We start from the raw sequence: 24,446 nt of genomic DNA on the forward strand, positions 1-24,446 counted from the left end.
GCAAACGAAGGCAACACTGGTTGCGTGCTTAGCTCATATACGCCGTAAGTTCATCGAGGCCAAAGGCAATAATAAAAAAACCGTTAAAGCGGATGTAGCACTTAACCTTATTCGCAAACTCTATGGTATTGAGCAAGCCATCAAAGGTAAATCGGTCAGTGAAAAATTCACCGTTAGGCAGCAAAAAGCCAAACCAATCGTTGATGAATTGTATCAATGGTTACTCAAACACAAAGATAAAATCCCTCCCCAAATGGCGCTAGGGAAAGCAATTACCTATGCGATAAACCAGTTTGAGAAATTCAGGCGTTACCTCGATGATGGCAGGCTCAGTATTGATAATAACCGAGCAGAGCGAGCCATAAAACCGTTCGTAATAGGGCGTAAAAACTGGCTGTTCTCAAATACCTGCAATGGCGCGCATGCCAGCGCCATACTCTATAGTCTTGTTGAAACCGCAAAGGCAAATGATCTTGTAGTGCATGACTACATCTCAACGTGCTTGCAACATATTGCAGAGCAGCCCGGTGACCTTGAACCGCTATTACCTTGGAATATTAAGCAAGGCTAGGTGTCGTTAGCTATACGCTTACGAATAACTGCCCATTTAATTATCCAAACAAAAAAGCCATAAGCTCAAAGCAACTCAAGGCTGCTTAAAACTTATGGCTTATAACTTATAACTGACGGCTGACAGCTAAACCTTAAACTTATCTATCGCTTTATGAAGTACACGCGCTTGTTCAGAGACTTCTTCACTTGTTTGTGCATTGGTCACTGAATGGGCCGATGCATCTTCAGCAATATCACGTATCCGTACCACGTTTTTATTTACTTCTGAGGCGACTTGGCTTTGCTCATCAATTGCCGTTGCTATATGCGTACTCATATCCATAATCGTTTGTACATCTTCAGTAATCGAGCTCAGTAACTCACCCGCTTTAGTCGCTTGTGCTGCGCTTTCTCCACCTTGTGTACGGCATTGTTGCATGATGCTAACCACTTCTTGAGTGCGCTCTTGTAACGTTGAAATAATACTTTCTATTTCTTGCGTTGAGCTTTGAGTACGTTGCGCCAACGAACGAACTTCATCTGCAACTACAGCAAAGCCTCGCCCTTGCTCACCCGCACGAGCAGCCTCAATTGCGGCATTTAATGCCAATAGATTAGTTTGCTCAGCTATCGCTCGAATTACATCAAGTACAGACCCTATAGTCTCACCATCTTTTTCAAGCTGTGATACAACACTAGAGGCTTTACCTAAAGATTCAGATAATTGATTAATATGATTAACTGTTGATTCAACTTCACGGCGGCCTTGCTGAGCACTCACATTCGTTGATTCAGCTTTTTTAGCTGCGGCTTCTGTATTATGTGAAATATCTTGAATGGTTGCCTGCATTTCAGTTGCAGCGGTTGCCACCATATCAGCTTCATGAAGTTGTTCTTGCATACCTGAACTTGTTGCCGCAGTTGTTTCTGATAAATGCTCTGTTGCTACATTAAGCGTTTTTAGCGCCGTATTAACTTCATAAATAAGTTTTTTAAAGTCGCTAATCAAACTATTAAAGTCAATTGTCATCGTGGTTACTTCATCCTTTCCTATCTGCTCAATAGTAAGGCTTAAATCATTGTTACGACGAATCTCATTAATTGTATGATAAACCCGTTCAATAGGAATAATGATAGATTTGCTTGTAAAGTAAACGAGCGCCATTACGATTATACTGGCAAAAATAAATATAATAATTGCAAACATCTGCGCATCACTGGCTTGTTTTTCAACTTGCAGCTTTATATCGCTGGTAATTTTAGAGACAACCGCATCACTTTCTTTTACGCTTGACTTCATTTTACCTAATGCACCTGAATTTAAATCAAGGCCTAAAGCAACTTGCGCTTTAACTAGTGCATCAAACTTAGTTTGGTAACTACCAAGTAAGTTTGTTAGCTGACTTTGGTAACCACTATCAAAGCCTGCTTGAGCTATTTTTTTATTCAGTAACTCAGTAATATCATTAAACTTATCAAGATACTTAATATCAAAGCGTAGCATAAAGTCTTTTTCTGAACGGCGCAGCTGCAACATTAGCGAAAGAAGTTCGTAGTTTTCACGCTCTTTCAATAGCGTCTCTACTTGATGCACGGCACCGCGCAACTCACCATAAAGGGCATCTTTTGGGTGTAAACCAATTTCTCTTTGTAACACTACAACTGTATTAAAATCTTGGTAATATCGCTCAGCTAATATTTTAAATTGATCGACTTCTTTATTTGGTACACCTAACTCATCAGTAACTGCTTTAAGCTTTGATATCTTAGCTTCAAGTTGTTGGTATTCATTTTCGAATAGCGCCAAGTCCTCCTCTTGCTTATAGAATAAAAAGTTCTTCTCAAACTTTCTCATAGATAGTTCGTGGATATCTAGCTCTTCAGCGTATTGAATTGTTTCATTTAACTTAAGCATAATGCGTGCTTCATAAATGATAACAAATAACATTACGATCATAGCTAAACCAACGACTACCGCATTGAATTGCAAGCGACGTTTAATCGTCAAATTTTGAAGTAAACTCATTAACAACAGCCCTTAAATTAGTCTCACCATATAGTATAGTTAAATAATATTTTCTTCGCGCATATTATCTAACAATTTATAGATAATTTAAGTCAGTTGCCTTATTTAAGCACCAAAAGTCCTCAACTGACTCCTGACCACAATGATCTATGAAGTTGGTGTGTACTTCCCCACTGCCGAGCCGTTAACCACTCAATCAACGGTTGCGGATCGCTTGGGAAATTAATTAACCTTTTGCTTTCACTATTAATCCAATCATCTAATGCATAAGGATTTAAATACCTCATTACATGAGCCGCTTTCATAGCAAGTAACGTTTGTGCATTCGCATCTTGCTCAAATTGACCAGCTAATGGCTTTAACAATAATTTTTTACCTAATTTAAGCGCTTCACTTGACAGTTCAAAACCAGCATTAGCAATTACGCCACTTGCGTTAGCTAAATCGTTTAAAAACCCCTGGCGTGATAACCCTCTCAAATGAATGTGAGAGCAAGACTCATTGCTTGCATTGGGGTGGTAACAGTAAAATTCTTTTTCAGGAAAATCTTTTAGATAATCGACCACGCTAGTCAGATTTTCAAAAGGTAAATACACCAACACTTTATTATCGACACTTACAGGATTTTCATGAGGATGATTAGCAATAAAAGGTGGAATAATATTATCGGCAAATGGCTGCCAATGGACCCCTAAGTAAATATCTGCTGGGGCATAACACTTAATTAATGAACGATGGAATAGCCCGTGTCTAAACATTGGCACCTTTGGTGATAAAAAGGCAGCTTGATGACTCATGCCAATAACAGGTACGCCTTGGCGCTTTGCAGCCCAAGCAGTGATAGGTTCAAAATCATTAAAAACAAAATCATAACCAGATAAGTCCAACTGCTTTATATCAGACAACAATTTACACATTCGCGCATTTTTAATTGTACGATAACTATTTATTTGGCCATTTTGTGTTGAGAAAGATAACCCGCGAAAGCTGCGATAGTTAGTGAATGCCTCCATATCAAAATAATTTTCCTGAGCTCGTCCTGAAAAAACATAATCAACGTCAATATTCATACTACTAAATGCGTTTGCCATCACGCGAGCTCGTGTTATGTGGCCGTTTCCAGTTCCCTGAATACCGTACAATACCCTCATAAATAACCCACCACTAGTATGGCTGCCAAACCACAACTTGAACCTATTAACCCTCCCAGTACAACATCGGCAGGAAAATGAACACCTAGCACAACTCGGGATGCAGCAACGCCTACCGCCCATAAAAACCACACAACGCTTAATTGTGGAAAATATTGAGCAAGAATTATTGCCACTAAAAAAGCCCCCGCACTATGGCCTGATGGCAAACTAAATTTGTCACCCGGCACAATATACGCGCCTTTCACTAAGCAATCACAAGGACGTACGCGTGCAAACCCATTTTTAGCGATATAGTAAATAGGACGCTCGATTAAAAAGCCCAGTAATAAAGTAACCGCCAACAGCTCTTGTTCGCTACCTAGCCAGCTAACAGCAAAAGCGATAACAAGATACAAGCCTCCGTTGCCACTTTTAGATAACCCTAATGCGGAATTTTTTAGCCATAAAGGGGAATTACCATTAAACAGCTTAAGAAATAAATTTTCATCCAGCTGCGCAACCTTCTTTAATATATTGTACTCACTCATTGCTTGCTCCTTTTTCATGCAAACCTGTGCACAATTTCAGCATAGGTGCTAGAAATAACAATTAGGTGAAAGTTTTAAGACACTAATATTGCTTTTACTGTTTTAGCGCATTATTTGTTTAAAAAGAGCGCTATTTACTGGTATTAAGTCGTTGTTATTGCGTTTCAGCAAGGTATACTGAAGTACAAGCTAACGTATCTTTAGAGGATAATAAAATGGATTACAGCACTTCAGATTTATGCGATCACTTTGCCGACGTGGTCGACGTGCTCGAACCTATGTTCATCAATTTTGGTGGCCGTCATAGCTTTGGTGGTCGCATCAAAACAGCTAAATGTTTTGAAAATAATGAACTGATCCGTGAGATACTCTCTCAAGAAGGCGAAGATCGCATATTGCTCATTGACGGTGGTGGTTCTACACGTCGGGCACTTATTGATATAGAGCTGGCAGAGTTAGCCACAGAAAATAACTGGCAAGGTATTGTTGTCTATGGTGCAGTGCGCCATGTTGACGAACTTGAAGAGATTAATTTAGGTATTCAAGCAATTGCATCTATCCCTGTCGCTGCTGATAGCGAAGGCGCTGGCGAAGATGGCATTGGCGTTAATTTCGCTGGCGTGTCTTTTTTCGATGATGATTATGTTTATGCAGATAGCACTGGTATTATTTTATCTGGTGAAGAACTTGAACTGGAAATCATAGAAGACTAAAAGTGACCGCCTACTTAAATATCTACGATGAAGCGACTGTTAAACCTTGGTGCAACAGTCGTGCAAATGAAAAAAAAGCATGGCAGTCAATCGCCCTCCTCGACACCCATGTTGACCCATTACAAGCGATGCAAGATGCCGCCCAATTTGGTATTCGTTATGTGCTCATTGGCATTTGTGAAGATATCGGTCCTCGCGCTAATGTAGGTAATGGTGGTGCGCAAGATGGCTGGCAAGCATTTGTTAAACGTTTCTTAAACCAACCCGACAACCAATTTTTAGCCAGTGATAAGGTATTACTTTTAGGCGAAGTTGATGTTGCCGATTTAACCCTTGCTGCATCAAGCTTAAGCAATCAACACCCAAGGCAACTTGAGCAATTACGTGACTTATGTGCCCAACTTGATCAGCGTGTTGAGCAAGTTTTAAGTTTAATATTTACAGCAGGTTTAGAGCCAATTGTTATTGGCGGTGGTCATAATAATTGCCTGGGTATTATTCGCGCATTAAGTAAACATAAAAATAACCCTATTAATGCGATTAATTTTGACCCTCATGCTGATTTTCGCGATTGCGAAGGTCGTCATAGTGGTAATGGCTTTCGTTATGCTTATCATGAACAACTCTTAAATAATTATCATATTATTGGTATGCACGAGCTAAAAAACAATCAAGCAATTATTGATGCTTTAGCTGCTGCCAACTTTAACTATGATAGCTATCAGTCACTGCAAGTAAGACGTGAAAAAACACTTAGCGATGCATGCCAACAAGCTTTGCAAAACTTAACAGATGCATCACTTGGTGTTGAAGTCGACCTTGATAGCATTTCATTAATGCCCGTCAGCGCGTATACCAATTGCGGTTTTAGTGTTAGCGACGCAGAACATTTTGTGCATTTAGCTGCTAGTCAAACAAATAGTCACTATTTACATCTATGTGAAGCAGCACCAAACCAGCACCCTAGTGGATTGCAAGCAGGTATTAACGATGCCGGACAAATCATTTGTGCACTAGCTAATGCGTATTTACAAGCGCGGGAAAATGTAAAAAGCGTTTAATGCTCAAGCTGCCATTGCTTTAACCATGTAATCATCCCTACACTGCTTAGCGGATGACTAAAGTAATAGCCTTGTGCAGCGTAAGCATTTAAACTTTTCACAAAATTGAGCTGCTCAATCGTTTCTACCCCTTCGCAAATCACTTTGGCATTCTGTTTATTATGCATTTCGACCATACCGCCAACTAAACTGCGAATATGACCTTGATGACTAAAGTCGGCAGTCAATGCTGGTGCAACCTTTACATACTCCACCGCTAAATTTGGTAATTTAGCTAACCAAACCGGGCTATCACCTAAACCATCAACGCATACCTTAATTCCAATACTATTAAGGCGTGCAACCATTGCTTTACCTTGATCATCTAAACTCATAAATAAATTTAACGGGCATTCAATTATCAAATCCCCAGGCTGAAGCTGGTGCTCAGTAAAAACATCATCAATAAAATCAATAAACTCTTCATTAAGCATTTCCGAACCAAACACGTTTATGCTCAAGGGTATCCTAATACCCTCCACACGCAGTGCCATTGCCAATTCTGCCGCACGTTCAATCACAAATGTAGCAAGTGGGAAAGCAAGCCCTGCTATACGTATGTCATCAATAAAACGGTGTGCTGATAGTATCCCTTGCTTTGGGTGTTGCCAGCGTAGTAACAGCTCTAAGAACTCAATTTTTTCATCTGTATTTCTTATCACTGGCTGAAAATAGAGCTCAAGCTCTCGTGCAAAGTCTATATTAGTCAACTCTTTTAAGCGCGCCTGCTGCTCTAGCTGCTCTATTTTCATTTGTTGGTGATAAGCAACTACCTGCTGTGGTTCTACACTATCAAGCGCTAAGTAACCACATGAGATAAGATTATCAAAATTACCTTCCTGTTCATCACAATCTACATAACTCGCACGTGCCTTCACTTCAATTGTACAATTTGCGACATTGAAAGGCTTTAGAGTCGCACCTAATATTTGACTAATTAGCTGTTCATGCAGGTGCTTTTGCTGTTCCAAATTACATATAAATGCGAAATTTAACCCACCTAAATGTGCTAACTTTTGGTCCCCACCTAAACTAACAACTTCATCCATATTCAAAAACTCTTTAATACGATTTGCCGATTGAGCTAATAATAAATCCCCAAAATCTCGTCCTATATGTTGATTTACTTCTTTAAACCCTTCTAAGCGAATAATTATTAATACACCGCGATAATGCTGTGGCTCACGCCACGCATAATAACTATTACGTAATTGCTTACAACTAGGAAGGCTCATTAACGGGGATGCTGCAGCAAAGCCTTCTTGCTCTAAGCTTTGTGTTTCGGTGCTGTGCGGTTCTAAATCTTGCTCATCAAAATAGCCAGATGCTGCCAGTATAATACTTGCCAATGTGACTAAAAATAAGGGTATGCCTAAAAGCAAATTAGCAGCAAATAATATTATGAATATTATTGCTGCGCAGTAACTTAGCGTGAGTAACGTTGAGTTATTTTGTTTAGATGCTTGCCATAAGTGAAGGCAAATGCTCAATGCTAACAACAATTCTAAATAAGGAAATGCAGCACTTAATATCGCTAGCGAAATAACCCCGTTGAGTATATAGCTAAATCGCAACTGCGATTTATTAACTACACACAAAGCGCAAACCATCGCCATCAATACCATACCGGCTAAAAAAACGGGTAACTGTGTATTGTTTAAAAAAGCGCTCCTTGCTGCGTATTCAAATCCAGTATTTGTTAATAGCGCAATTAAAGACATTGAGTAAGCACAACATTAAAATAGACTAATTAAGTCTACCCAATATCCACAGATTTAACAGTTTATTTACGCCTAATTGATAACTTAATTGCGCTGGGTGAGAAATTTGCCAATGTGCAATGTCAGCTCGTAGCCCTATTTTTAATTCACCACGGTCTTTTAAACCAAGTGCTTTAGCTCCATTGCACGTCACTCCAGCTAAAGTTTCCTCTGGCGTTAAACGAAATAATGTACACCCCATATTCATCATTAATTGCAAAGAACACAAGGGTGAGGTGCCCGGGTTAAAGTCTGTTGAAATAGCCATTGGTACATTGTATTGCTTTAATAACTCAATTGGCGGCTGCTTAGTTTCACGTAAAAAATAAAATGCGCCGGGTAATAAAACAGCCACAGTACCCGCTGCGGCCATAGCCTTTACTCCCGCTTCATCTAAATGCTCTATATGATCTGCCGATAAACCTTTAAATTCAGCAACAAGCTCTGTGCCATGTTGGTTAGATAACTGCTCGGCATGGCATTTTACAGGCAAACTATGTTTTTTTGCGGCTGTAAACACGCGACGTGTTTGCTCATTACTAAAACCAACATTTTCACAAAATACATCAACCGCATCAGCTAAATTAGCTGCAACAATCTGATCTAACATTTCGTTACACACCAAATCAATATACTCATCACTACGACCTTTATACTCAGGTGGTAATGCATGTGCCCCTAAAAAAGTGGTTTTTACATCAACGGGATGATTTTCACCAAGTAGGCGCGCTACTTCGAGAATTTTTACTTCATTTTCGCAGTCAAGTCCGTAGCCCGACTTGATTTCAATCGTAGTTACACCTTCAGCATAGAGTGCATTGAGGCGATCTTTCGCCAGCACAAATAACGCTTCATGGTCAGCCTCTCGTGTTGCCCTTACAGTGCTGGCAATACCACCACCTTGCGCGGCAATTTGCTCGTAACTAACACCTTGCAAACGCTGTTCGAACTCTTCAGCCCGTGAGCCAGCAAAGACTAAGTGAGTATGACAATCTATTAAACCGGGTGTTAGCCACTGCCCTTTAGCAGACACTGTCGGTGTAGCTAACACATCAAATGTTGGTAAGTCACTTTGCTTACCAAGCCATGCGATATGACCATCTTTAACCGCCAGCGCCGCATTTTCAATTGCACCATACGGTGCATCAATATTGCTATCCATAGTGGCTATATTGGCATCAGTGATCAGTAAGTCCCAGTCATTGCTGTTATCTGTCGCGGTTAATGTGGTCATATCGGTTCCTAAAATTCTTTTTTATTAGTCTAGCAAGCCATCTTGTATATACAAGATAAATATGTCATCTTATAGTTAATAGGTAATTTAAAAAGATTGTAAAAACTCTAATGACGACACCTAAATTCGCACAAATAAAGCAGTTTATTGTTGATAATATTCGATCCGGCGCATGGCAAGAAAACCAACGCGTGCCTTCAGAAAACGAATTAGCTGAACAATTTAGTGTCAGTCGGATGACAGCACGCCGAGCATTGAGTGAACTTACAGAAGCGGATATCCTCACTCGTAGCCAAGGTTTAGGTACGTTTGTTGCCAGCTTTAAATCACAATCATCATTGCTTGAAATTAAAAATATTGCAGATGAAGTTAAAGCCCGCAGCGGTAATTACAGTTGCACTGTGTTAGTACTTGAATCTATCAGCGCCGTTGCACCTATTGCCATTGCTTTAGGTGTTGAAGTAGATAGCCTAGTGTATCGCAGTGTATTGGTGCACAACGAAAATGATCAGCCGCTGCAAGTAGAAGAACGCTTTGTTAATCCTGCTTTGGCAAAAAGTTACCTACAACAAAATTTTACCGTATTAACGCCGCACGAATATTTATCGAGCGTTGCGCCGTTAACAGAAGCTCGCCACACAGTGGAAGCGATAATGCCCAACAGCGAAATGTGCCAATGGCTAAACTTATATCATGAAGAACCTTGCTTACAGGTTATACGCCGTACGTGGTCATCATCAGGCATTGTTAGCTTTGCACGTTTAGTGTCACCAGGGAGTAAATATCGCTTAGGTGGCCATTTAACATTTAAAAAATAAAATAATACACGAATCAAAAAGATGCGCTTAATTGCGTATTTTTTAAAACAAAATCAGTTGTATATACAACAGGAGCACTCCATGAACAACAGACTTGATGAATCTCGCGTTATCCGCGCGCCACATGGCGATAAGATCAGCGCTAAAAGCTGGCTCACAGAAGCCGCTAAGCGCATGTTAATGAACAACTTAGATCCAGAGGTTGCTGAGCACCCGCACTCGTTAGTGGTATACGGTGGCATTGGCCGAGCAGCGCGCGATTGGCCTTGTTTCGATAAAATAATCGAAACCCTCGACAGACTCGAAGACGACGAAACGTTACTCGTGCAATCAGGTAAACCAGTTGGGGTATTCAAAACTCACAGTAATGCACCACGGGTTTTAATTGCAAACTCAAACTTAGTGCCGCATTGGGCTAATTGGGAGCATTTTAACGAACTCGATAAACTTGGTTTGATGATGTACGGTCAAATGACTGCGGGCTCGTGGATTTACATAGGCTCACAGGGTATTGTACAAGGTACATACGAAACCTTTGTAGCGATGGCAAAACAACACTTTAATGGTAACGCCGCTGGAAAGTGGGTACTTACCGGTGGTTTAGGTGGCATGGGTGGTGCACAACCTCTTGCTGCAACCATGGCAGGATTTAGTGCTTTAGTTATCGAATGTGACGAAACTCGCATCGATTTTAGAATAAAAACCCGTTATGTTGATGTTAAAGCGACTGACTTAGATCATGCTCTTGAACTTATCAACGCTGCTTGCGCCAAAGGTGAAGCTCTATCTGTTGGTTTACTCGGTAACGCCGCTGACGTATTTAGTGAATTAGTTAAGCGTGGTATTACCCCTGATGTTGTAACCGATCAAACCTCAGCTCACGACCCACTCAATGGTTACTTACCACAAGGTTGGAGCATGGACCATGCTGCAAAAATGCGTGAGCAAGAACCACAAGCCGTGGTTAAAGCTGCAAAGCAATCTATGGCGGTGCAAGTAACTGCTATGTTGGCATTACAGCAAGCAGGCGCGGCAACCACTGATTATGGTAATAACATTCGCCAGATGGCGTTTGAAGAAGGCGTGACAAATGCCTTTGATTTCCCAGGTTTTGTGCCCGCTTATATTCGCCCATTATTTTGTGAAGGCATTGGCCCATTCCGCTGGGTTGCACTCTCTGGTGATCCAGAGGATATTTACAAAACTGATGCAAAAGTAAAAGAACTTATCCCAGACGATAAGCACTTACACAATTGGCTTGATATGGCCCGTGAGCGTATTCAATTTCAAGGCTTACCCGCGCGTATTTGCTGGGTTGGGCTAAAAGACAGAGCGCGTTTAGCTCTGGCGTTTAATGAAATGGTTAAAAATGGCGAACTAAAAGCACCGGTTGTAATTGGTCGCGACCATTTAGACTCAGGCTCGGTGGCCAGTCCAAACCGTGAAACCGAAGCAATGAAAGACGGCTCAGATGCTGTATCAGATTGGCCATTACTTAACGCATTGCTGAATACTGCAGGCGGTGCAACGTGGGTTTCTTTGCATCACGGTGGCGGGGTTGGTATGGGCTTTAGCCAGCATTCTGGTGTGGTTATTGTTGCCGATGGTACTGACGAAGCAGCTGCACGTATTGGCCGTGTATTATGGAACGACCCTGCAACAGGCGTAATGCGCCATGCTGATGCAGGTTACGATATTGCAATTAACTGTGCTACCGAGCAAGGCCTCGATCTACCAATGTTAAATAAGGAATAATCATGTTTGAACTTACTCTCACACCTGGCCAACTTGATTTAGCGACACTACGCCAAATTAATGTATCGCCAGTAAAATTGACGCTTGCCCAAGATAGCGAAATTAAAATCGCTGCCAGCGCACAAACTGTTCAAGACGTGATTGATCAACATCGTACTGTGTATGGTATCAATACCGGTTTTGGCTTACTCGCTAATACCAAAATTGCCGAACATGAATTAGAGCTGTTACAGCGCTCAATTGTGCTTTCGCATGCTGCCGGCATTGGTGCCTACATGGATGACAGTACCGTAAGATTAATGATGGTACTGAAAATTAATTCATTATCTCGTGGTTTTTCAGGCATTCGCTTAAAAGTCATTGAGTTTTTTATGCAATTGCTTGAAGCACAAGTTTACCCTTGCGTACCAAAAAAAGGTTCGGTGGGTGCATCAGGTGATTTAGCGCCATTGTCACACATGTGCTTACCACTGCTTGGTGAAGGCGAAATGCGCTACCAAGGTAAACTAATTAGCGCTGTTGAAGGCCTTAAAATTGCCAACCTGGAGCCACTGACTTTAGCCGCAAAAGAAGGTTTAGCACTATTAAATGGCACTCAAGCTTCAACTGCATTTGCATTACAAGGTTTATTTCGTGCTGAGGATTTATATGCGCAAAGCTGTGCGATTGGCTCTATCAGCATTGAAGCCGCAATGGGCAGTCGTTCACCATTTGATGCGCGCATCCATGATATACGTGGCCAACGTGGGCAAATAGATACCGCTGCAATTTTCCGCGAGATGTTAAGTGAGCAATCACAGATCAGTGAGGCCCATGTTGATTGTGAAAAAGTACAAGACCCATATTGCCTACGCTGCCAACCACAAGTACTCGGCGCATGTTTAACGCAGATTCGCCAAGCCGCTGAAGTATTATTGTGTGAATCAAATGGAGTGACTGATAATCCACTGGTATTTGCAGATGTGGGCGATATTATCTCTGGTGGTAACTTCCACGCAGAACCAGTCGCAATGGCAGCTGATAACTTAGCATTAGCGATTGCCGAAATAGGTGCACTCGCTGAGCGCCGTATCGCGTTATTAATTGATTCAAACCTATCAAAACTGCCACCTTTCTTAGTTGAAAATGGCGGTGTTAACTCTGGCTTTATGATTGCGCAAGTTACAGCTGCAGCATTAGCATCAGAAAACAAGTCACTGGCACATCCAGCGTCAGTCGATAGTTTACCTACTTCAGCAAACCAAGAAGATCATGTGTCGATGGCAACTTTTGCGGCGCGCCGTCTAGGTGAAATGGCCGACAACACGCAAGGCGTACTGGCAATTGAATGGCTGGCATCAGCACAAGGCTTAGAGTTTAGAAAGCCATTACTCGCATCTGAAAAAGTTGAACAAGCCAAAGCAACTCTGCGCACAAAAGTTAGCTACTACGACAAAGACCGTTATTTCGGCCCCGATATCGAAGCAGCTAACTTGTTATTACAACAAGGCGAGCTGTGTAATTTATTACCTAAAGGCGTATTACCATCGTTTTAAATATCAAACTGGTAGTTAAAACCAAGTGATTCAATAGCCGAACCATCAATGATGCGTTCGGCACTTTCGTCACTAATAAAGGTAGGCGTCTGAGTACCATATTGCTGGCATTTTTGTTGATAATAATCTGCTTTTGTAGGGTGAGCAGGATTGACTACATTATAAATTGGCGCTGCAATTTGCCACTTATCCAACACGCTAATAATCGCATTAATCACATCTTGCTGCTGCACCATATTAACGCTTTGTCTACTTGAGCTTTGTAGTTCTTTACCAGCTACAAAACGACCAGGCTCTCGATCTGGCCCGATCAAACCACCTAATCTAAGTACTTTTCCGCCCGCATTTAAAACACACTGTTCAGCCTCAAGTAACGGTTGCTGTCGTGGGCTAGTTACTACGATCGGGCTTTGCTCATCATAAATTAAGTTATCTGGCCCATACACTGCCGTTGATGAGCATAATAAAAAACCTTTCGCATTCATATTACCAGCAAGTTCAATCGCTAACTTTAAAGTCTCTAAATAATGGCTATCAGCCTGACGACTACGGGGGGGTATAGCACACACCCACCAAGCATCTTGTAAATCGAGTTGATGACTTAACTGATTATTTTCAAACACCAATCGGCGCTGAAATGCATGTTGATGTTCAATACCACGATGGGTTCCTTGCACATCCCAGCCTTGTGCTAGTTGCTGCAAGCATAAAGGGTGCCCAAGCCAACCTGCACCTAATACAATTAAACGTTCTTTTATTGTACCCATCTTGTAACATCGTCCTTACAATTTAATAAAATGTTATTCATTTGTCTTACCTCACAATATGGAGATTAGGACTAATATATGATTATATAAGCTTGCTTACTCTACTAAATAATAAGAATGTGTGCACTTATGTTAAAAAATTTATCATTGCGAAAAAAAATATTATTGCTAATCGGTGGCACTATCACTGTGCTGTTGATCGCTGCTTCATCTTACTTTGTTAATCATATCGCTTCATTATCACGCCAAAGTATTGAACGGGAAGCTCACAGTTATCTGCAAAGTGAGCAACTCTCAATGCAAGGTTATTTTGCCCAATACGGAAAACTGGTCAATACATTCGTTAATAATCCCCATTTAGTAAATTGGTTTGATGCATGGGATAAACGAGATCAAACACTAACAGGTGCGCCTGGCTACGATGAAGTAAACCAAGATTTTGTGCGTATTAGTAGCAATGATGAGAATATCTTATCAGCATTTTTTGCTTCAGCTAAAACGGGTGAATACTTTAAAGAACACGAACGGACTACTCACTACAATGGTCAGCCATATTACGCGTATAAGAGAGGATGGTGGCAGGATGCATTAAAAATAAATCGCTTATATGTTGGCCCAATTTCAGTTGATCTAACAACTGGTAATGCTTCTGCCGTTGTGCAACAACCAGTGTATAACCAACAAGGTGAATTAGTTGGTTTCGGTGGTGTGGACTTACAGCTCAACAAAATCAATAAAATGGTTGAAGACGTTCGTTTTAATGGTCAAGGCTATGGCTTCTTGCTTGATGGAGACCAAAAAGTTGTTCATTTATCTAAACGTACTAATCATAAACTTTCAGTAACTGACGAGGGACCCAATGGCAAACAAGGCTTAGATGCCCTCGAAAAACAATTCAGCGACACTCAAGGATTTACTGAACTTAATCTGCAAATGAAGAATACTATTAGCGGTGATGCTACAGTCATTTTAAAAGGCCAAGAGTATTTTGTTGTTTATAACCGCTTACAATTAGAGCAGCCATCTTTAGACTGGTATGTGGGTATTTTAGTGCCAAGAACAATGATTGATGAGCCAGTTAACGAAGCCGTCATGACGACGACGACATCTGTTGTGGTTATTCTATTGATCATCATTGCAATGATCTTGTGGGCTACTCACATGATCTCAAAACCGATAATTACACTGACTCATATTATGCGCGACATTGCCTCAGGCGATGGTGATTTAACTCAAAAAATCACCATCGATAGCCAAGATGAAGTTGGCCAGCTTGCGTTGCACATGAATACATTTATCGATAAGTTGCGTGCCATGATGCTCGACACAGCGGCTCAAGCAGAACAACTAACTAACGCCGCGGCGCAATTAAAATCAGTGTCGCAAAAAACCAATGATGAAATTCAGCAGGAAAAACAACAGGTCGATAGTGTTAGTGCCGCAGTGACTGAAATGGCTTCTACAGTAATGGAGATCTCGCGTAACGCTCAACACACTAATAATGCAGCTGAAGAAGTGCAACATATCACCGCAGACGGAACATCGCGCTCGCAAAATGCACAAAGTGTGATGACGGCACTCGCTGAGCATATTGGCGAAGCATCAAAAGTGGTTGCGGGCCTTGAGCAAGAAAGTAGCAATATTGGTGCGGTTGTTGACGTGATAAATGCCATCGCAGATCAGACGAACCTGTTGGCGCTCAATGCTGCCATTGAAGCCGCGCGTGCTGGTGAGCAAGGCCGTGGCTTTGCTGTTGTTGCCGATGAAGTTCGATCGCTTGCAAGTCGTACACAAGAATCAACGGATGACATTCGCAATATGATTTCACGCTTACAGCAAATTGCGCAGCAAGCTTCCACTATGATGCAACAAGGACAAGAGCGCGCACAAAGTTCGGTGGCACAAACACAAGAGGTGTTAGATGCATTGCAGAACATTGCAGACTCAGTGACTAAGGTACAAGATCAAAGTCATCACATTGCCACCTCAACCGAGCAACAAACAGTGGTTGCTGAAGATATAAATAATAGCTTAGCTGCTATCAACCATTTAGTGAATAGTACTGCAGATCATGCACTTGAACTTGCAGACGAAGCGCGCGATCTCAATGATCTTGCAAGCTCATTGAACAATACTGTAAACCAATTCAAACTTTAACGACTCTACAAACCATAAAAAGAGTGCGCTTACAGCACTCTTTTTTGTTGCAGATCAATACTGACATTACACAGCTTTTTTATAATTGTTAAAACAATCGTAAAGGTGCGCGTGATGATTAATTTACCCAAGTGGGATCAAAGCTTAATAAATAAATACAATGTGTCTGGACCAAGGTACACCTCCTACCCCACAGCATTGTCGTTTGATGATGGCTACCAACAGCAAGATTTGCTCCGTGCAATTAATTCATCCAATAATCGCAGCTTATCTTTATATATTCATATCCCGTTTTGTAGCCAGCTTTGCTATTACTGTGGTTGTAACAAAGTGATTACCCGCCATCAATCAAAAGCTGATCTGTATCTTGATTACCTTGAAAAAGAAATCATTGCGCAAGCACCGTTATTTGAACAATATCATGTTGAACAGCTACATTTAGGGGGTGGCACACCCACTTTTTTAACCGCCGAACAAATGAGTCGCTTAATCTCGTTATTAAACCAACACTTTAAATTTACAGCCAATGCTGAGCGTGGTATTGAAATAGATCCACGATCACTAGCTGATGGTATGCTCAGCCACTTACGCACACTTGGTTTTAATCGCGTGTCGTTTGGAATTCAAGATTTTAATGATGCAGTACAGCTTGCAGTCAATCGCCCACAAAGTGCCGATGATGTGAAAGGCTTGATTAGTGAAGCCCGCAAGCTTGGCTTTACATCAATTAACGCTGATATGATTTATGGCTTACCTTTGCAAACGCCTCAGAGCTTTAAAGAAACGATAGATCAGCTTATTGCCCTTAGTCCTGATCGTGTCTCTGTATTTAATTATGCACATTTACCCGAGCGCTTTGCCGCGCAGCGCAAAATTAAAGATGCCGATCTGCCTAACGCGCACGATAAACTTACCATGTTTAAAAATACCTTAGAGCAAATGAGCGATGCTGGTTATCAATTTATCGGGATGGATCACTTTGCTAAAACCACAAATGAATTAGCCGTCGCGCAAAATAGTCAACAATTACATCGTAACTTTCAAGGCTATACCACCCATGGAAACTGTGATTTACTGGGGTTAGGCGTATCGTCTATTTCACAAATCGGCACTGCCATTTTACAGAACCAAAAAGAGTTGAAGCATTATTACTACGCCCTAGATCATCAACTTGGCTGTGCAATAACTAAAGGAATGCAACTGGACAGCGATGACGTGATACGCGCAACTGTCATCAAACAACTTATTTGTCACTTTGAACTCAATATGCAAAGCATTGCTGATCTATATCAACTCGACTTTGAGCACTACTTTGAAAGCTCGCTCAAAGCTCTAGAGCCACTAATTGCCGACGGTATGGTAGCTATTGAGGGAAAACGTATTATTGTCACCGCTCGTGGTAATTTGTTTATTCGTATAATTTGTATGTGCTTTGATGCTCATTTGCAAAAACAAATAAACGCGACGCGATTCTCACGAGTAATTTAGCCTAAATGGTCAAAACAAAAAAGCAGACCTAGGTCTGCTTTTTCAATTTAGCTATTGTGAACAAGTTAGTTAAAAACGACATTCTCGCTGCCCGGAGCAGCTTTGAAATCTTCAATGATTTTCTCACAGTCAGCTTTAATCGCATCAGCGTTACTTTCTTCAGCACGCCAGCGTGCACTATCTAGCTTAAATATTTCTTTCTTTGAATACTTTTTACGCGCATCATGAGTCGGCATTTCTTTAACCACTTCATACATCGCAAAAATACCAGGATAACGCATAGTAAGGTCATCATCATGTTCAAAGCTATATTGCGACATCAACACCCAAATACGTAAACAGCCTTCAGAGAACTCACACTGCTCTTGATGCATTGCTCGAGCAATCAAATGAATACTATCTGCAAGCTTAGCATTGCGCTCTAAACGAGATTTAGCAAGCTTTGCTTGCTGCTTAGCCTGCTCTTTAGCTATGAGCTTCTTTTGCGCACTCACCTTATACAGCAATTGCCCTGCATAAAATGCCAACCCTGCGATGATCACAGCGCCCACACACAGAGCTAAGATCATCACATTCATTATTTATCGTCCTCATCATCTAGCCATTCATTGGCTAAATCATTAGATAAATAATTATCAAAGTCACTGTTACTTTCTTCGATGAAATCTTCATCATCAAAGTCATCCCCATCTTCATCTTCTATACCAAGCAATTCACATAACTCTTGATGACGGTCGATACGACTGTTGAAGTATTTTGCATCTTTACCTGTTAATAGAGTACCGCTTTCATGTATCTCAACTAGTTTTAACAAACGCTCATCATTTTCTAGCGCTTCCAGTTCTTGCTCTGGCGTAAACTCTGGCTGCACAACTTTTTTCAACTCAACTTGTGGCTTTAAGTTACGCTTTAATTCAATGACAGGCTCTGGTGCAACAGCAACTAAAGATATTGGCTTTTTACTACCAACACGCTTATCTTTATTATGCTGATTACTTTTTGTATCAGGCTTTAAAGCTTCAATCGAATTACGTGAACCTGACTTAGCGCCTTTGGTTTTTTTAACTCGTTGTTCTTTCAGTGCACGCATTTCTTTAAGCTTATCTTGGCTTAAACGAACAGGGCCATTTGATGGGCTTTTACGTGATTTTTTCGTTCTACTCATATCTTGATCATCTCACTTAAGAGGTTTTGAGCAACACTCATTTAGCGTTGCGATGCTGGCCTTGCCAGAAGAATTTGGTTTGTGCGGATTGAGGTTGGGTAACTCGACTACTAGCGCACTTTATACTTTTAAGTATAAACGGTTGCCATTGTAACAGGACAAATAAAAAGGCGGTAGAGAAAACATCTCTACCGCCTGCTAATCTGAGCGCCATTTAACTGGACACTTCTCCCTTCGACTTTTTAGTCTTTATTTTTATTGTTATTATTGTTGTTCCATTTTTTTATTATATTTACCTTCCGTGTGGCATTCCATTTTATTATTATTTTTTAACTTCCATGACTTTTTATTATTATCGGTCTTCATTGACACTTTTTTAGTATTTCCTTTGAGAACATCAACCGATGTTTTAACCCCAGTATTATCGCCGTACTACTTTCCGTATAGTTAAATCCATATTGTTTTTATTGTTTCAGCGACAGGGGTTAATTTACGCATTAATAAATTTGTTACAACTAATTTATATAATATTTATTGCACCGCTCAAATTGCAACATGACGAAAACATTAAATTACAATAGGTTACTTCAATAAGTGAAATTAAAATAAGACTTAGCTTACAACGCAGCATGGTCAATGTCTCACAGGCGAGTAGGTTATATCGGCAAATTCTGGACACAAAAAAAGCAGCGAATGCTGCTTTTTATCATTAGTATAGAGCTTAGTACTAAAAACCAAGCTATTCCATACTACTTTAGTGTAGACCACCTAAGTACTTAGAAAGTACTTCGATATCTTTATCTGTTAGTTTTTGAGCAATATCTTTCATCATTCCATTTAAATCATTTTCACGTGAGCCATCACGGAATTTCTCAAGCTGTGCTTTGATATATTCTGGATGTTGGAAAGAAATTTTTGGAAACTTAGCTAATGAAGAACCATTGCCGCGTGGACCATGACATGATGCACACGATGGAATACCACGTTCAGCATCTCCAGCTTTAAAAAGCATTGCGCCAACTTCAACTACATCTTTAGGTGTTTCACCTTCAGACATGTTTAATGACGAAAAATAAGCTGATAAGTCTTTCATGTCTTGATCGCTTAATGGCATTGCCATTGCGCTCATAACAGGATCCATTCGGCCGCTTTTGCCACCCGAAGTCATACCAAGTTTAAATTCGGTAAGTTGCTTGTATATGTAATCTGCGTGTTGGCCTGCAATTTTCGGGTAGATATTAATCGGTGCATTACCGTCTGGGCCGTGACAAGCCGCACACGTTGCTGATTTTTCTTTACCTGCGTTTACATCGCCATCAAATGCTGTTGCGTTGCTTGCTGACAACGCACCAAGCAATATAGTTAAAGATAGTGCTATTTTTTTCATGGTGAATTCTCTGTTCCGACCCTGTATCATCTACAATATGGATGTTGTGATATGTATATTCTACACGATAATAAATTCTCTGGCACGTTTTCTACTCACATTAAACTTATAAATTATAGGGTTTTGACCTAGATTAAGCTTTAGTTGCATAGTTTTACTCAATTTTAAGCCCTTTTGAAGACCTAAAGACGCTTTTTAATACGGCTGTAATAGTATAAAATACGCGCCTTGAGTAAAATTAGTTTACTCTTCTTCTTTATTTATGTACTTAGGAAAGCCTGTGCTCAAATCTCGTATCAAATATAACACTGCGTCGTTCGTTACCAGCGCTCCAGACATCACTAAATTACCTGCTGATACGGGAATTGAAGTTGCATTTGCTGGTCGCTCCAACGCAGGTAAATCGAGTGCGCTAAATGCACTAACAGATCAAAAACTAGCACGTACCAGTAAAACGCCTGGTCGTACACAGCTGATCAATACATTTGAGCTTGCTGATGTTGATGATATGCGTTTAATCGATTTACCTGGTTATGGTTTTGCTAAAGTACCAATCGAAATGAAAAAGAAGTGGCAGAAATCATTAGGTGAGTATCTGCAAAAACGCCAAAGCTTAAAAGGTATCGTGATTTTAATGGATATTCGCCACCCATTAAAAGATTTAGACCGTGATTTAATTAACTGGGCTATTGGCAGTGAAATTCCTGTGTTAGCGCTTTTAACAAAGGCTGATAAGCTAAAACAAGGTGCACGTAAAGCACAAGTATTGCAAGTTCGCCGTGAGCTTAGCACACTTGATGGTGACATCACTGTGCATGCCTTTTCATCATTAAAAGGCACAGGCTTACCTGAAGTTGCTAAAAAATTAGATGAATGGTTCTTAGGGCCTATCATCGCTATCCCGCCACAAGAACCAGAACAAACACCTGAATCAGATGCGAGTTAAACTCAGCTTAGTTAAACAACTACACATTTAAATAAAAACGCTGCCCTGCAGATTGAATGAAATAGCCTTGCTCATCAGCTTGTGCTATTTCTTCAGCCCACTGATAAAATACACTTCTCGCTATTCGTGCACTACATCCATTTGGTAATTGTAAATAAGGTATCTCATTGCCTTGATAGTTTTGCATTACCAATGGTAAATCAGCACTGACCAACCACGTTCTTTCTATGTTGTCACGACAACACAGTACTGTGCCTTGCGCTGTCTGCTCCATGTGCCATGCAATAATATTAAAAGGCGCATCAATAACTGTAATTGCGATTTTCTCAACGGGTGTTTTTAAGTAAAACTGACCTTGCTCTTTACATAATACGCTAGCAAATAGCTTAACCATTGCACTGCGTGTTATCTCGCTACCTGCATAATGCCATTTGCCTTGCGCATCAATAACAATGGGCAGCTCCCCACAATGAGCCGGTTGCCAACTATCAAACGGTTTGCTTGGCTGACTCAATTGGGCAGCCAACTCTTTGAGTGAGATCACTGTTTTTTAAGTGTAAGTGTAAGTGTAAACGTGACGGGTACTGCGGTTGCTATAGAGGGTAATCCAGCTAACTTTTGTAACTGTGTAATGCCTTCAGTCACACTAAAGTCAGCGGCATTAATAATCACAGGTGTAAACGAACTTACCGTCATATCGCCGTTTTCTAATACTGTCACTAATACATCAATGTTCAATGTTTTTGTTTGACCATGAAAATTCAGCTCTGCTTTTTTTCCTTCAAGAAGGTGCAAACCTGGCTTTAGTATTTTTACTGCGCTTGATAAATCGGCGCTAAGTGTCGCAGCAGGAAATTTAGCAACCTTAAAAAGCAACTGACTCATGCGCTCGTTACGAATAGGAATAAGCGTTTCAACTGAATTAAGGTCTATTTCTAATTTAAATTGACCTTGCTCCAAAAGCTCACCCGTTAATGCCTTAAAGTGATGCGCCTCAGCAATTGAATTACTTTTAATTGATACAAAACTAACTTTACTATGCTCGTTATCAAGCTGCCAATCTGCATGCGCAAAGCTGGCTGAAAATAAACTAGTGAGTGATAAACCAATAATCGCAAATGACTTAATCATGACGCAACTCTTTAAAAATGAAAATGAGTCTTAATAGTATCACTTGCATTATTAAGTGCAATCAACGTCTTGATAATTAACATCTAAATAACAAAAAAACGGCCCCGTAAATTAATGCGGGGCCGGCATAGCAAACTGGGGAGAAGCTATCAATACGTTGCACCCTTTCGAGTGCATCATCAACAGGATGTCCTACAGGATGAGGACGGCGCGGACTTTACCAAACTAGTTCACATAAATAAACTAAATACACAGACGAATTGAAAGAATTGATAAACATATAACTAATCCTACAAATTATATTTTAATTTAACTTAAAATTAACATTGATAAAGCGGTGATAATTTGCTCTATTGGGAATAATAGAATAAAAGCTCCACACCATTTTACTGCCCAGCGCAATTTAATAGTGTGATTATAAAACACACAAAAAGAGTACTCTTAATGAAAAAAATAATCGTTCTATCTATTTGTAGCTTATTGTTTATTTTTAGCTCTGCAGCAAGTGCAGGTTATACCCAAACTAAATACCCCCTCGTGTTAGCACATGGGATTATGGGTTTTGATGATGTATTAGGGATTGATTACTTCTATCGTCTACCAACAAATTTAAGTAAAGATGGCGCACGCGTTTATGTCACTTCGGTTTCCTCTGTAAATAGTTCTGAGCAACGAGGTGAACAATTATTGCTGCAAGTCGAGCAAATAATGGCATTAACAGGGGCGAGTAAAGTTAATTTAATTGGCCATAGTCAAGGGGCTCAGAGTATTCGTTATGTAGCATCTATTCGCCCAGACATTGTAGCTTCAGCAACCAGCGTTGGAGGCGTTAACTTTGGTAGCCCTGTTGCAGACGTTGTTCGTCAAGGTCTTACCCCCGGCTCAAAGCTTGAGGGAGTAGCCAAAACAGCATTCAATGCTTTTGGCGGGTTAATAGCCTTACTTTCAGGTAATAGTGGTTTGCCACAAAATGCGGTGGGTGCACTTGAGAGCTTAACCACTGAAGGTGCACTCGCGTTTAATCTAAAATACCCTGAGGGTTTGCCTGCATCACAATGCGAACAAGGCCCTATGCAAGCAAGTAATGGGGTTTACTATTTTTCATGGAGTGGGACGCGTACACTTACTAATATTTTTGACCCGTCAGATGCCGCATTAGCAATCACATCACTCCTTATCCCTGGGGACGATGATGGGTTAGTATCTCGTTGTAGCAGCCACCTTGGTTATGTTTTGAAGGACAACTACAAAATGAACCACCTTGATGAAGTAAATCAGATGATTGGCTTTCATCATATTTTTGAAACTGACCCATTAACGGTTTACCGCCAACATGCGAACCGTTTAAAAAGAATGGGCTTATAGAGTATGTCTCGCTCATATCGAATAGGACTTGTGGTAATCACCACAGTCCTTGTTGTTAGTTACTTTATCTACCCCGCTGACAAACGGGCCTCCTTGCCAGCTGTAACAATACCCACAGCGGTTGACGACATATTTGAACACGTTATTTTAGCTGAGCAAGAACGCGAGCATTTTAATATTGAACAAACACAACACGCCTGCACGCAAATAGTACAATGTAAAAAACATGCGGCTTTATTTACACGTTACTTAAGCTTTAAGCAGGAACTTGCTCAGTTGCAATATACGCTGATTGCGCTACCACTGTCAGAGCAATTAAAAACAATGATCGCTTTTCAAAGCCGCTTTTTTAGCGACGATGAAATCGCTTTACTATTCGATGACGACAACCAATGGCAACGCTATACGATTGCTAAGCTTGAAATTAACGAAGATGAAACAATAAGCGATGAGTTAAAACAACAGCTACTAGTGAATCTTGAAAGTGCATTACCTGAACGCCTTACTCAAGCACTAAAACCCAGCAAACAGTTACAGGCATTGAATAATGAATTTGAAAAGGCACTCATCAATTCCGATTACAACCAACTGGCGAGCGAGTTTGGTGATGCGAGCGCAACACGTTTAATCGCATTGCAGCAACAGCGAGAACAATGGCAAGCATTGAGTAAGCAATTAATCTCTCAAATAAATTTATTAAATGAGCAATATGATAAAGAACAAGCCAAACAAAAAATTACAGCTTTACTTGATGAACATTTAACACCTAACCAAAAGCGACGATTTTTGGCAATTTATCCTCGTACATAAAAAACGCGGCTCTAGCCGCGTTTTTTCACTCTGTAAACTCCTCAGAGCTTGTTTAC

At 40.6% G+C, this 24,446-nt stretch carries 22 protein-coding genes; 11 read left to right on the forward strand and 11 right to left on the reverse strand.

Annotation, left to right across the window (positions count from 1 at the left end; genetic code table 11):
• On the forward strand, positions 1-571 hold a 571-nt coding region (tnpC, locus tag ADS77_RS18505; RefSeq protein WP_152960641.1), incomplete at its 5' end, for an IS66 family transposase.
• A 126-nt stretch (positions 572-697) separates the two neighbouring features.
• Here the strand turns inward: tnpC and ADS77_RS18510 are convergent.
• The 3 genes from ADS77_RS18510 to ADS77_RS18520 all read right to left on the reverse strand — a co-directional run bounded on the left by ADS77_RS18510 (position 698) and on the right by ADS77_RS18520 (position 4,259).
• Positions 698-2,578 (reverse strand): methyl-accepting chemotaxis protein, encoded by a 1,881-nt coding sequence (locus ADS77_RS18510; RefSeq protein WP_054455763.1) that lies wholly within the window; start codon positions 2,576-2,578, stop codon positions 698-700.
• A gap of 122 nt (positions 2,579-2,700) precedes the next feature.
• Positions 2,701-3,729: an MJ1255/VC2487 family glycosyltransferase gene (locus ADS77_RS18515; protein WP_054204893.1), complete on the reverse strand. Its 1,029-nt coding sequence runs from the start codon at positions 3,727-3,729 to the stop codon at positions 2,701-2,703.
• Positions 3,726-4,259: a phosphatase PAP2 family protein gene (locus tag ADS77_RS18520; protein WP_054204894.1), complete on the reverse strand. Its 534-nt coding sequence runs from the start codon at positions 4,257-4,259 to the stop codon at positions 3,726-3,728. The genes ADS77_RS18515 and ADS77_RS18520 overlap by 4 nt, the downstream gene beginning before the upstream one ends.
• Before the next feature lie 215 nt (positions 4,260-4,474).
• Between ADS77_RS18520 and rraA the strand changes: the two genes are divergently transcribed.
• On the forward strand, positions 4,475-4,972 hold the full coding sequence (rraA, locus tag ADS77_RS18525; RefSeq protein WP_054204895.1) for a ribonuclease E activity regulator RraA: 498 nt from the start codon (positions 4,475-4,477) through the stop codon (positions 4,970-4,972).
• A 2-nt stretch (positions 4,973-4,974) separates the two neighbouring features.
• Entirely contained in the window at positions 4,975-6,033 is a 1,059-nt protein-coding gene (locus ADS77_RS18530; protein ID WP_054455765.1) for a formimidoylglutamase, read from the forward strand.
• Here the strand turns inward: ADS77_RS18530 and ADS77_RS18535 are convergent.
• Positions 6,030-7,688: a GGDEF domain-containing phosphodiesterase gene (locus ADS77_RS18535; RefSeq protein WP_054455806.1), complete on the reverse strand. Its 1,659-nt coding sequence runs from the start codon at positions 7,686-7,688 to the stop codon at positions 6,030-6,032. The genes ADS77_RS18530 and ADS77_RS18535 overlap by 4 nt on opposite strands.
• Before the next feature lie 130 nt (positions 7,689-7,818).
• Entirely contained in the window at positions 7,819-9,066 is a 1,248-nt protein-coding gene (hutI, locus tag ADS77_RS18540; protein ID WP_054204897.1) for an imidazolonepropionase, read from the reverse strand.
• 110 nt (positions 9,067-9,176) lie between these two features.
• Here hutI and hutC point away from each other — a divergent pair, with 110 nt between their 5' ends.
• From hutC to hutH, 3 genes are all read left to right on the forward strand, one after another.
• Positions 9,177-9,884, forward strand: a complete 708-nt coding sequence (hutC, locus tag ADS77_RS18545; protein WP_054204898.1) for a histidine utilization repressor — start codon at positions 9,177-9,179, stop codon at positions 9,882-9,884.
• A gap of 81 nt (positions 9,885-9,965) precedes the next feature.
• A complete protein-coding gene (gene hutU / locus ADS77_RS18550; protein ID WP_054204899.1) occupies positions 9,966-11,639 on the forward strand; it encodes a urocanate hydratase in 1,674 nt (557 codons plus the stop codon).
• 2 nt (positions 11,640-11,641) lie between these two features.
• Positions 11,642-13,174 carry a histidine ammonia-lyase gene (hutH, locus tag ADS77_RS18555; RefSeq protein ID WP_054204900.1) on the forward strand — a complete coding sequence of 511 codons (1,533 nt, stop codon included), beginning with the start codon at positions 11,642-11,644 and terminating at the stop codon, positions 13,172-13,174.
• Here hutH and ADS77_RS18560 read toward each other — a convergent pair.
• Positions 13,171-13,941: an NADP-binding protein gene (locus tag ADS77_RS18560; RefSeq protein WP_054204901.1), complete on the reverse strand. Its 771-nt coding sequence runs from the start codon at positions 13,939-13,941 to the stop codon at positions 13,171-13,173. The two genes, hutH and ADS77_RS18560, sit on opposite strands and share 4 nt — an antisense overlap.
• Positions 13,942-14,070: 129 nt before the next feature.
• Here ADS77_RS18560 and ADS77_RS18565 point away from each other — a divergent pair, with 129 nt between their 5' ends.
• Both ADS77_RS18565 and hemN read left to right on the forward strand, forming a co-directional pair.
• Positions 14,071-16,098 (forward strand): methyl-accepting chemotaxis protein, encoded by a 2,028-nt coding sequence (locus ADS77_RS18565; RefSeq protein ID WP_054204902.1) that lies wholly within the window; start codon positions 14,071-14,073, stop codon positions 16,096-16,098.
• A gap of 114 nt (positions 16,099-16,212) precedes the next feature.
• On the forward strand, positions 16,213-17,586 hold the full coding sequence (hemN, locus tag ADS77_RS18570; RefSeq protein WP_054455768.1) for an oxygen-independent coproporphyrinogen III oxidase: 1,374 nt from the start codon (positions 16,213-16,215) through the stop codon (positions 17,584-17,586).
• Positions 17,587-17,651: 65 nt separating this feature from the next.
• Here the strand turns inward: hemN and ADS77_RS18575 are convergent, their stop codons facing one another.
• The 3 genes from ADS77_RS18575 to ADS77_RS18585 form a co-directional block, all read right to left on the reverse strand.
• Positions 17,652-18,164, reverse strand: coding sequence for a DUF2489 domain-containing protein (locus ADS77_RS18575; protein ID WP_054204904.1), 513 nt, complete (start codon positions 18,162-18,164; stop codon positions 17,652-17,654).
• The gene (gene yihI, locus ADS77_RS18580; protein WP_054204905.1) at positions 18,164-18,751 is read right to left on the reverse strand and encodes a Der GTPase-activating protein YihI; all 588 of its coding nucleotides are present in this window, start codon (positions 18,749-18,751) and stop codon (positions 18,164-18,166) included. Before yihI ends, ADS77_RS18575 begins: the two co-directional genes overlap by 1 nt.
• A gap of 754 nt (positions 18,752-19,505) precedes the next feature.
• On the reverse strand, positions 19,506-20,138 hold the full coding sequence (locus ADS77_RS18585) for a c-type cytochrome (protein ID WP_054204906.1): 633 nt from the start codon (positions 20,136-20,138) through the stop codon (positions 19,506-19,508).
• 280 nt (positions 20,139-20,418) lie between these two features.
• On the opposite strand from ADS77_RS18585, the gene yihA reads away from it, so the two are divergent.
• Positions 20,419-21,084 carry a ribosome biogenesis GTP-binding protein YihA/YsxC gene (gene yihA, locus ADS77_RS18590; RefSeq protein ID WP_054204907.1) on the forward strand — a complete coding sequence of 222 codons (666 nt, stop codon included), beginning with the start codon at positions 20,419-20,421 and terminating at the stop codon, positions 21,082-21,084.
• A 19-nt stretch (positions 21,085-21,103) separates the two neighbouring features.
• On the opposite strand, the gene ADS77_RS18595 is transcribed toward yihA, so the two are convergent.
• Positions 21,104-21,628, reverse strand: coding sequence for a DUF1285 domain-containing protein (locus ADS77_RS18595; RefSeq protein WP_054455769.1), 525 nt, complete (start codon positions 21,626-21,628; stop codon positions 21,104-21,106).
• Positions 21,625-22,215: a YceI family protein gene (locus ADS77_RS18600; RefSeq protein ID WP_054455771.1), complete on the reverse strand. Its 591-nt coding sequence runs from the start codon at positions 22,213-22,215 to the stop codon at positions 21,625-21,627. The genes ADS77_RS18595 and ADS77_RS18600 overlap by 4 nt, the downstream gene beginning before the upstream one ends.
• A gap of 444 nt (positions 22,216-22,659) precedes the next feature.
• Here ADS77_RS18600 and ADS77_RS18605 point away from each other — a divergent pair, with 444 nt between their 5' ends.
• Both ADS77_RS18605 and ADS77_RS18610 read left to right on the forward strand, forming a co-directional pair.
• A complete protein-coding gene (locus ADS77_RS18605) occupies positions 22,660-23,580 on the forward strand; it encodes a lipase family alpha/beta hydrolase (protein ID WP_054204910.1) in 921 nt (306 codons plus the stop codon).
• A gap of 3 nt (positions 23,581-23,583) precedes the next feature.
• On the forward strand, positions 23,584-24,390 hold the full coding sequence (locus ADS77_RS18610) for a lipase secretion chaperone (protein WP_082355723.1): 807 nt from the start codon (positions 23,584-23,586) through the stop codon (positions 24,388-24,390).
• Positions 24,391-24,446 lie beyond the last annotated feature (56 nt).

Source organism: Pseudoalteromonas porphyrae, assembly GCF_001298125.1.
Classification (GTDB): Bacteria; Pseudomonadota; Gammaproteobacteria; order Enterobacterales; family Alteromonadaceae; genus Pseudoalteromonas; species Pseudoalteromonas neustonica.

Coding starts and splice junctions, on each gene's coding strand:
- ADS77_RS18610 (WP_082355723.1), top strand. CDS start 23,584: ATGTCTCGCTCATATCGAATAGGACTTGTGGTAATCACCACAGTCCTT.
- hutH (WP_054204900.1), top strand. CDS start 11,642: ATGTTTGAACTTACTCTCACACCTGGCCAACTTGATTTAGCGACACTA.
- ADS77_RS18520 (WP_054204894.1), bottom strand. CDS start 4,259: ATGAGTGAGTACAATATATTAAAGAAGGTTGCGCAGCTGGATGAAAAT.
- hutU (WP_054204899.1), top strand. CDS start 9,966: ATGAACAACAGACTTGATGAATCTCGCGTTATCCGCGCGCCACATGGC.
- hemN (WP_054455768.1), top strand. CDS start 16,213: ATGATTAATTTACCCAAGTGGGATCAAAGCTTAATAAATAAATACAAT.
- ADS77_RS18560 (WP_054204901.1), bottom strand. CDS start 13,941: ATGGGTACAATAAAAGAACGTTTAATTGTATTAGGTGCAGGTTGGCTT.
- ADS77_RS18565 (WP_054204902.1), top strand. CDS start 14,071: ATGTTAAAAAATTTATCATTGCGAAAAAAAATATTATTGCTAATCGGT.
- ADS77_RS18575 (WP_054204904.1), bottom strand. CDS start 18,164: ATGAATGTGATGATCTTAGCTCTGTGTGTGGGCGCTGTGATCATCGCA.
- rraA (WP_054204895.1), top strand. CDS start 4,475: ATGGATTACAGCACTTCAGATTTATGCGATCACTTTGCCGACGTGGTC.
- ADS77_RS18535 (WP_054455806.1), bottom strand. CDS start 7,688: ATGGCGATGGTTTGCGCTTTGTGTGTAGTTAATAAATCGCAGTTGCGA.
- yihI (WP_054204905.1), bottom strand. CDS start 18,751: ATGAGTAGAACGAAAAAATCACGTAAAAGCCCATCAAATGGCCCTGTT.
- hutC (WP_054204898.1), top strand. CDS start 9,177: ATGACGACACCTAAATTCGCACAAATAAAGCAGTTTATTGTTGATAAT.
- ADS77_RS18585 (WP_054204906.1), bottom strand. CDS start 20,138: ATGAAAAAAATAGCACTATCTTTAACTATATTGCTTGGTGCGTTGTCA.
- ADS77_RS18510 (WP_054455763.1), bottom strand. CDS start 2,578: ATGAGTTTACTTCAAAATTTGACGATTAAACGTCGCTTGCAATTCAAT.
- ADS77_RS18600 (WP_054455771.1), bottom strand. CDS start 22,215: ATGATTAAGTCATTTGCGATTATTGGTTTATCACTCACTAGTTTATTT.
- ADS77_RS18605 (WP_054204910.1), top strand. CDS start 22,660: ATGAAAAAAATAATCGTTCTATCTATTTGTAGCTTATTGTTTATTTTT.
- ADS77_RS18515 (WP_054204893.1), bottom strand. CDS start 3,729: ATGAGGGTATTGTACGGTATTCAGGGAACTGGAAACGGCCACATAACA.
- hutI (WP_054204897.1), bottom strand. CDS start 9,066: ATGACCACATTAACCGCGACAGATAACAGCAATGACTGGGACTTACTG.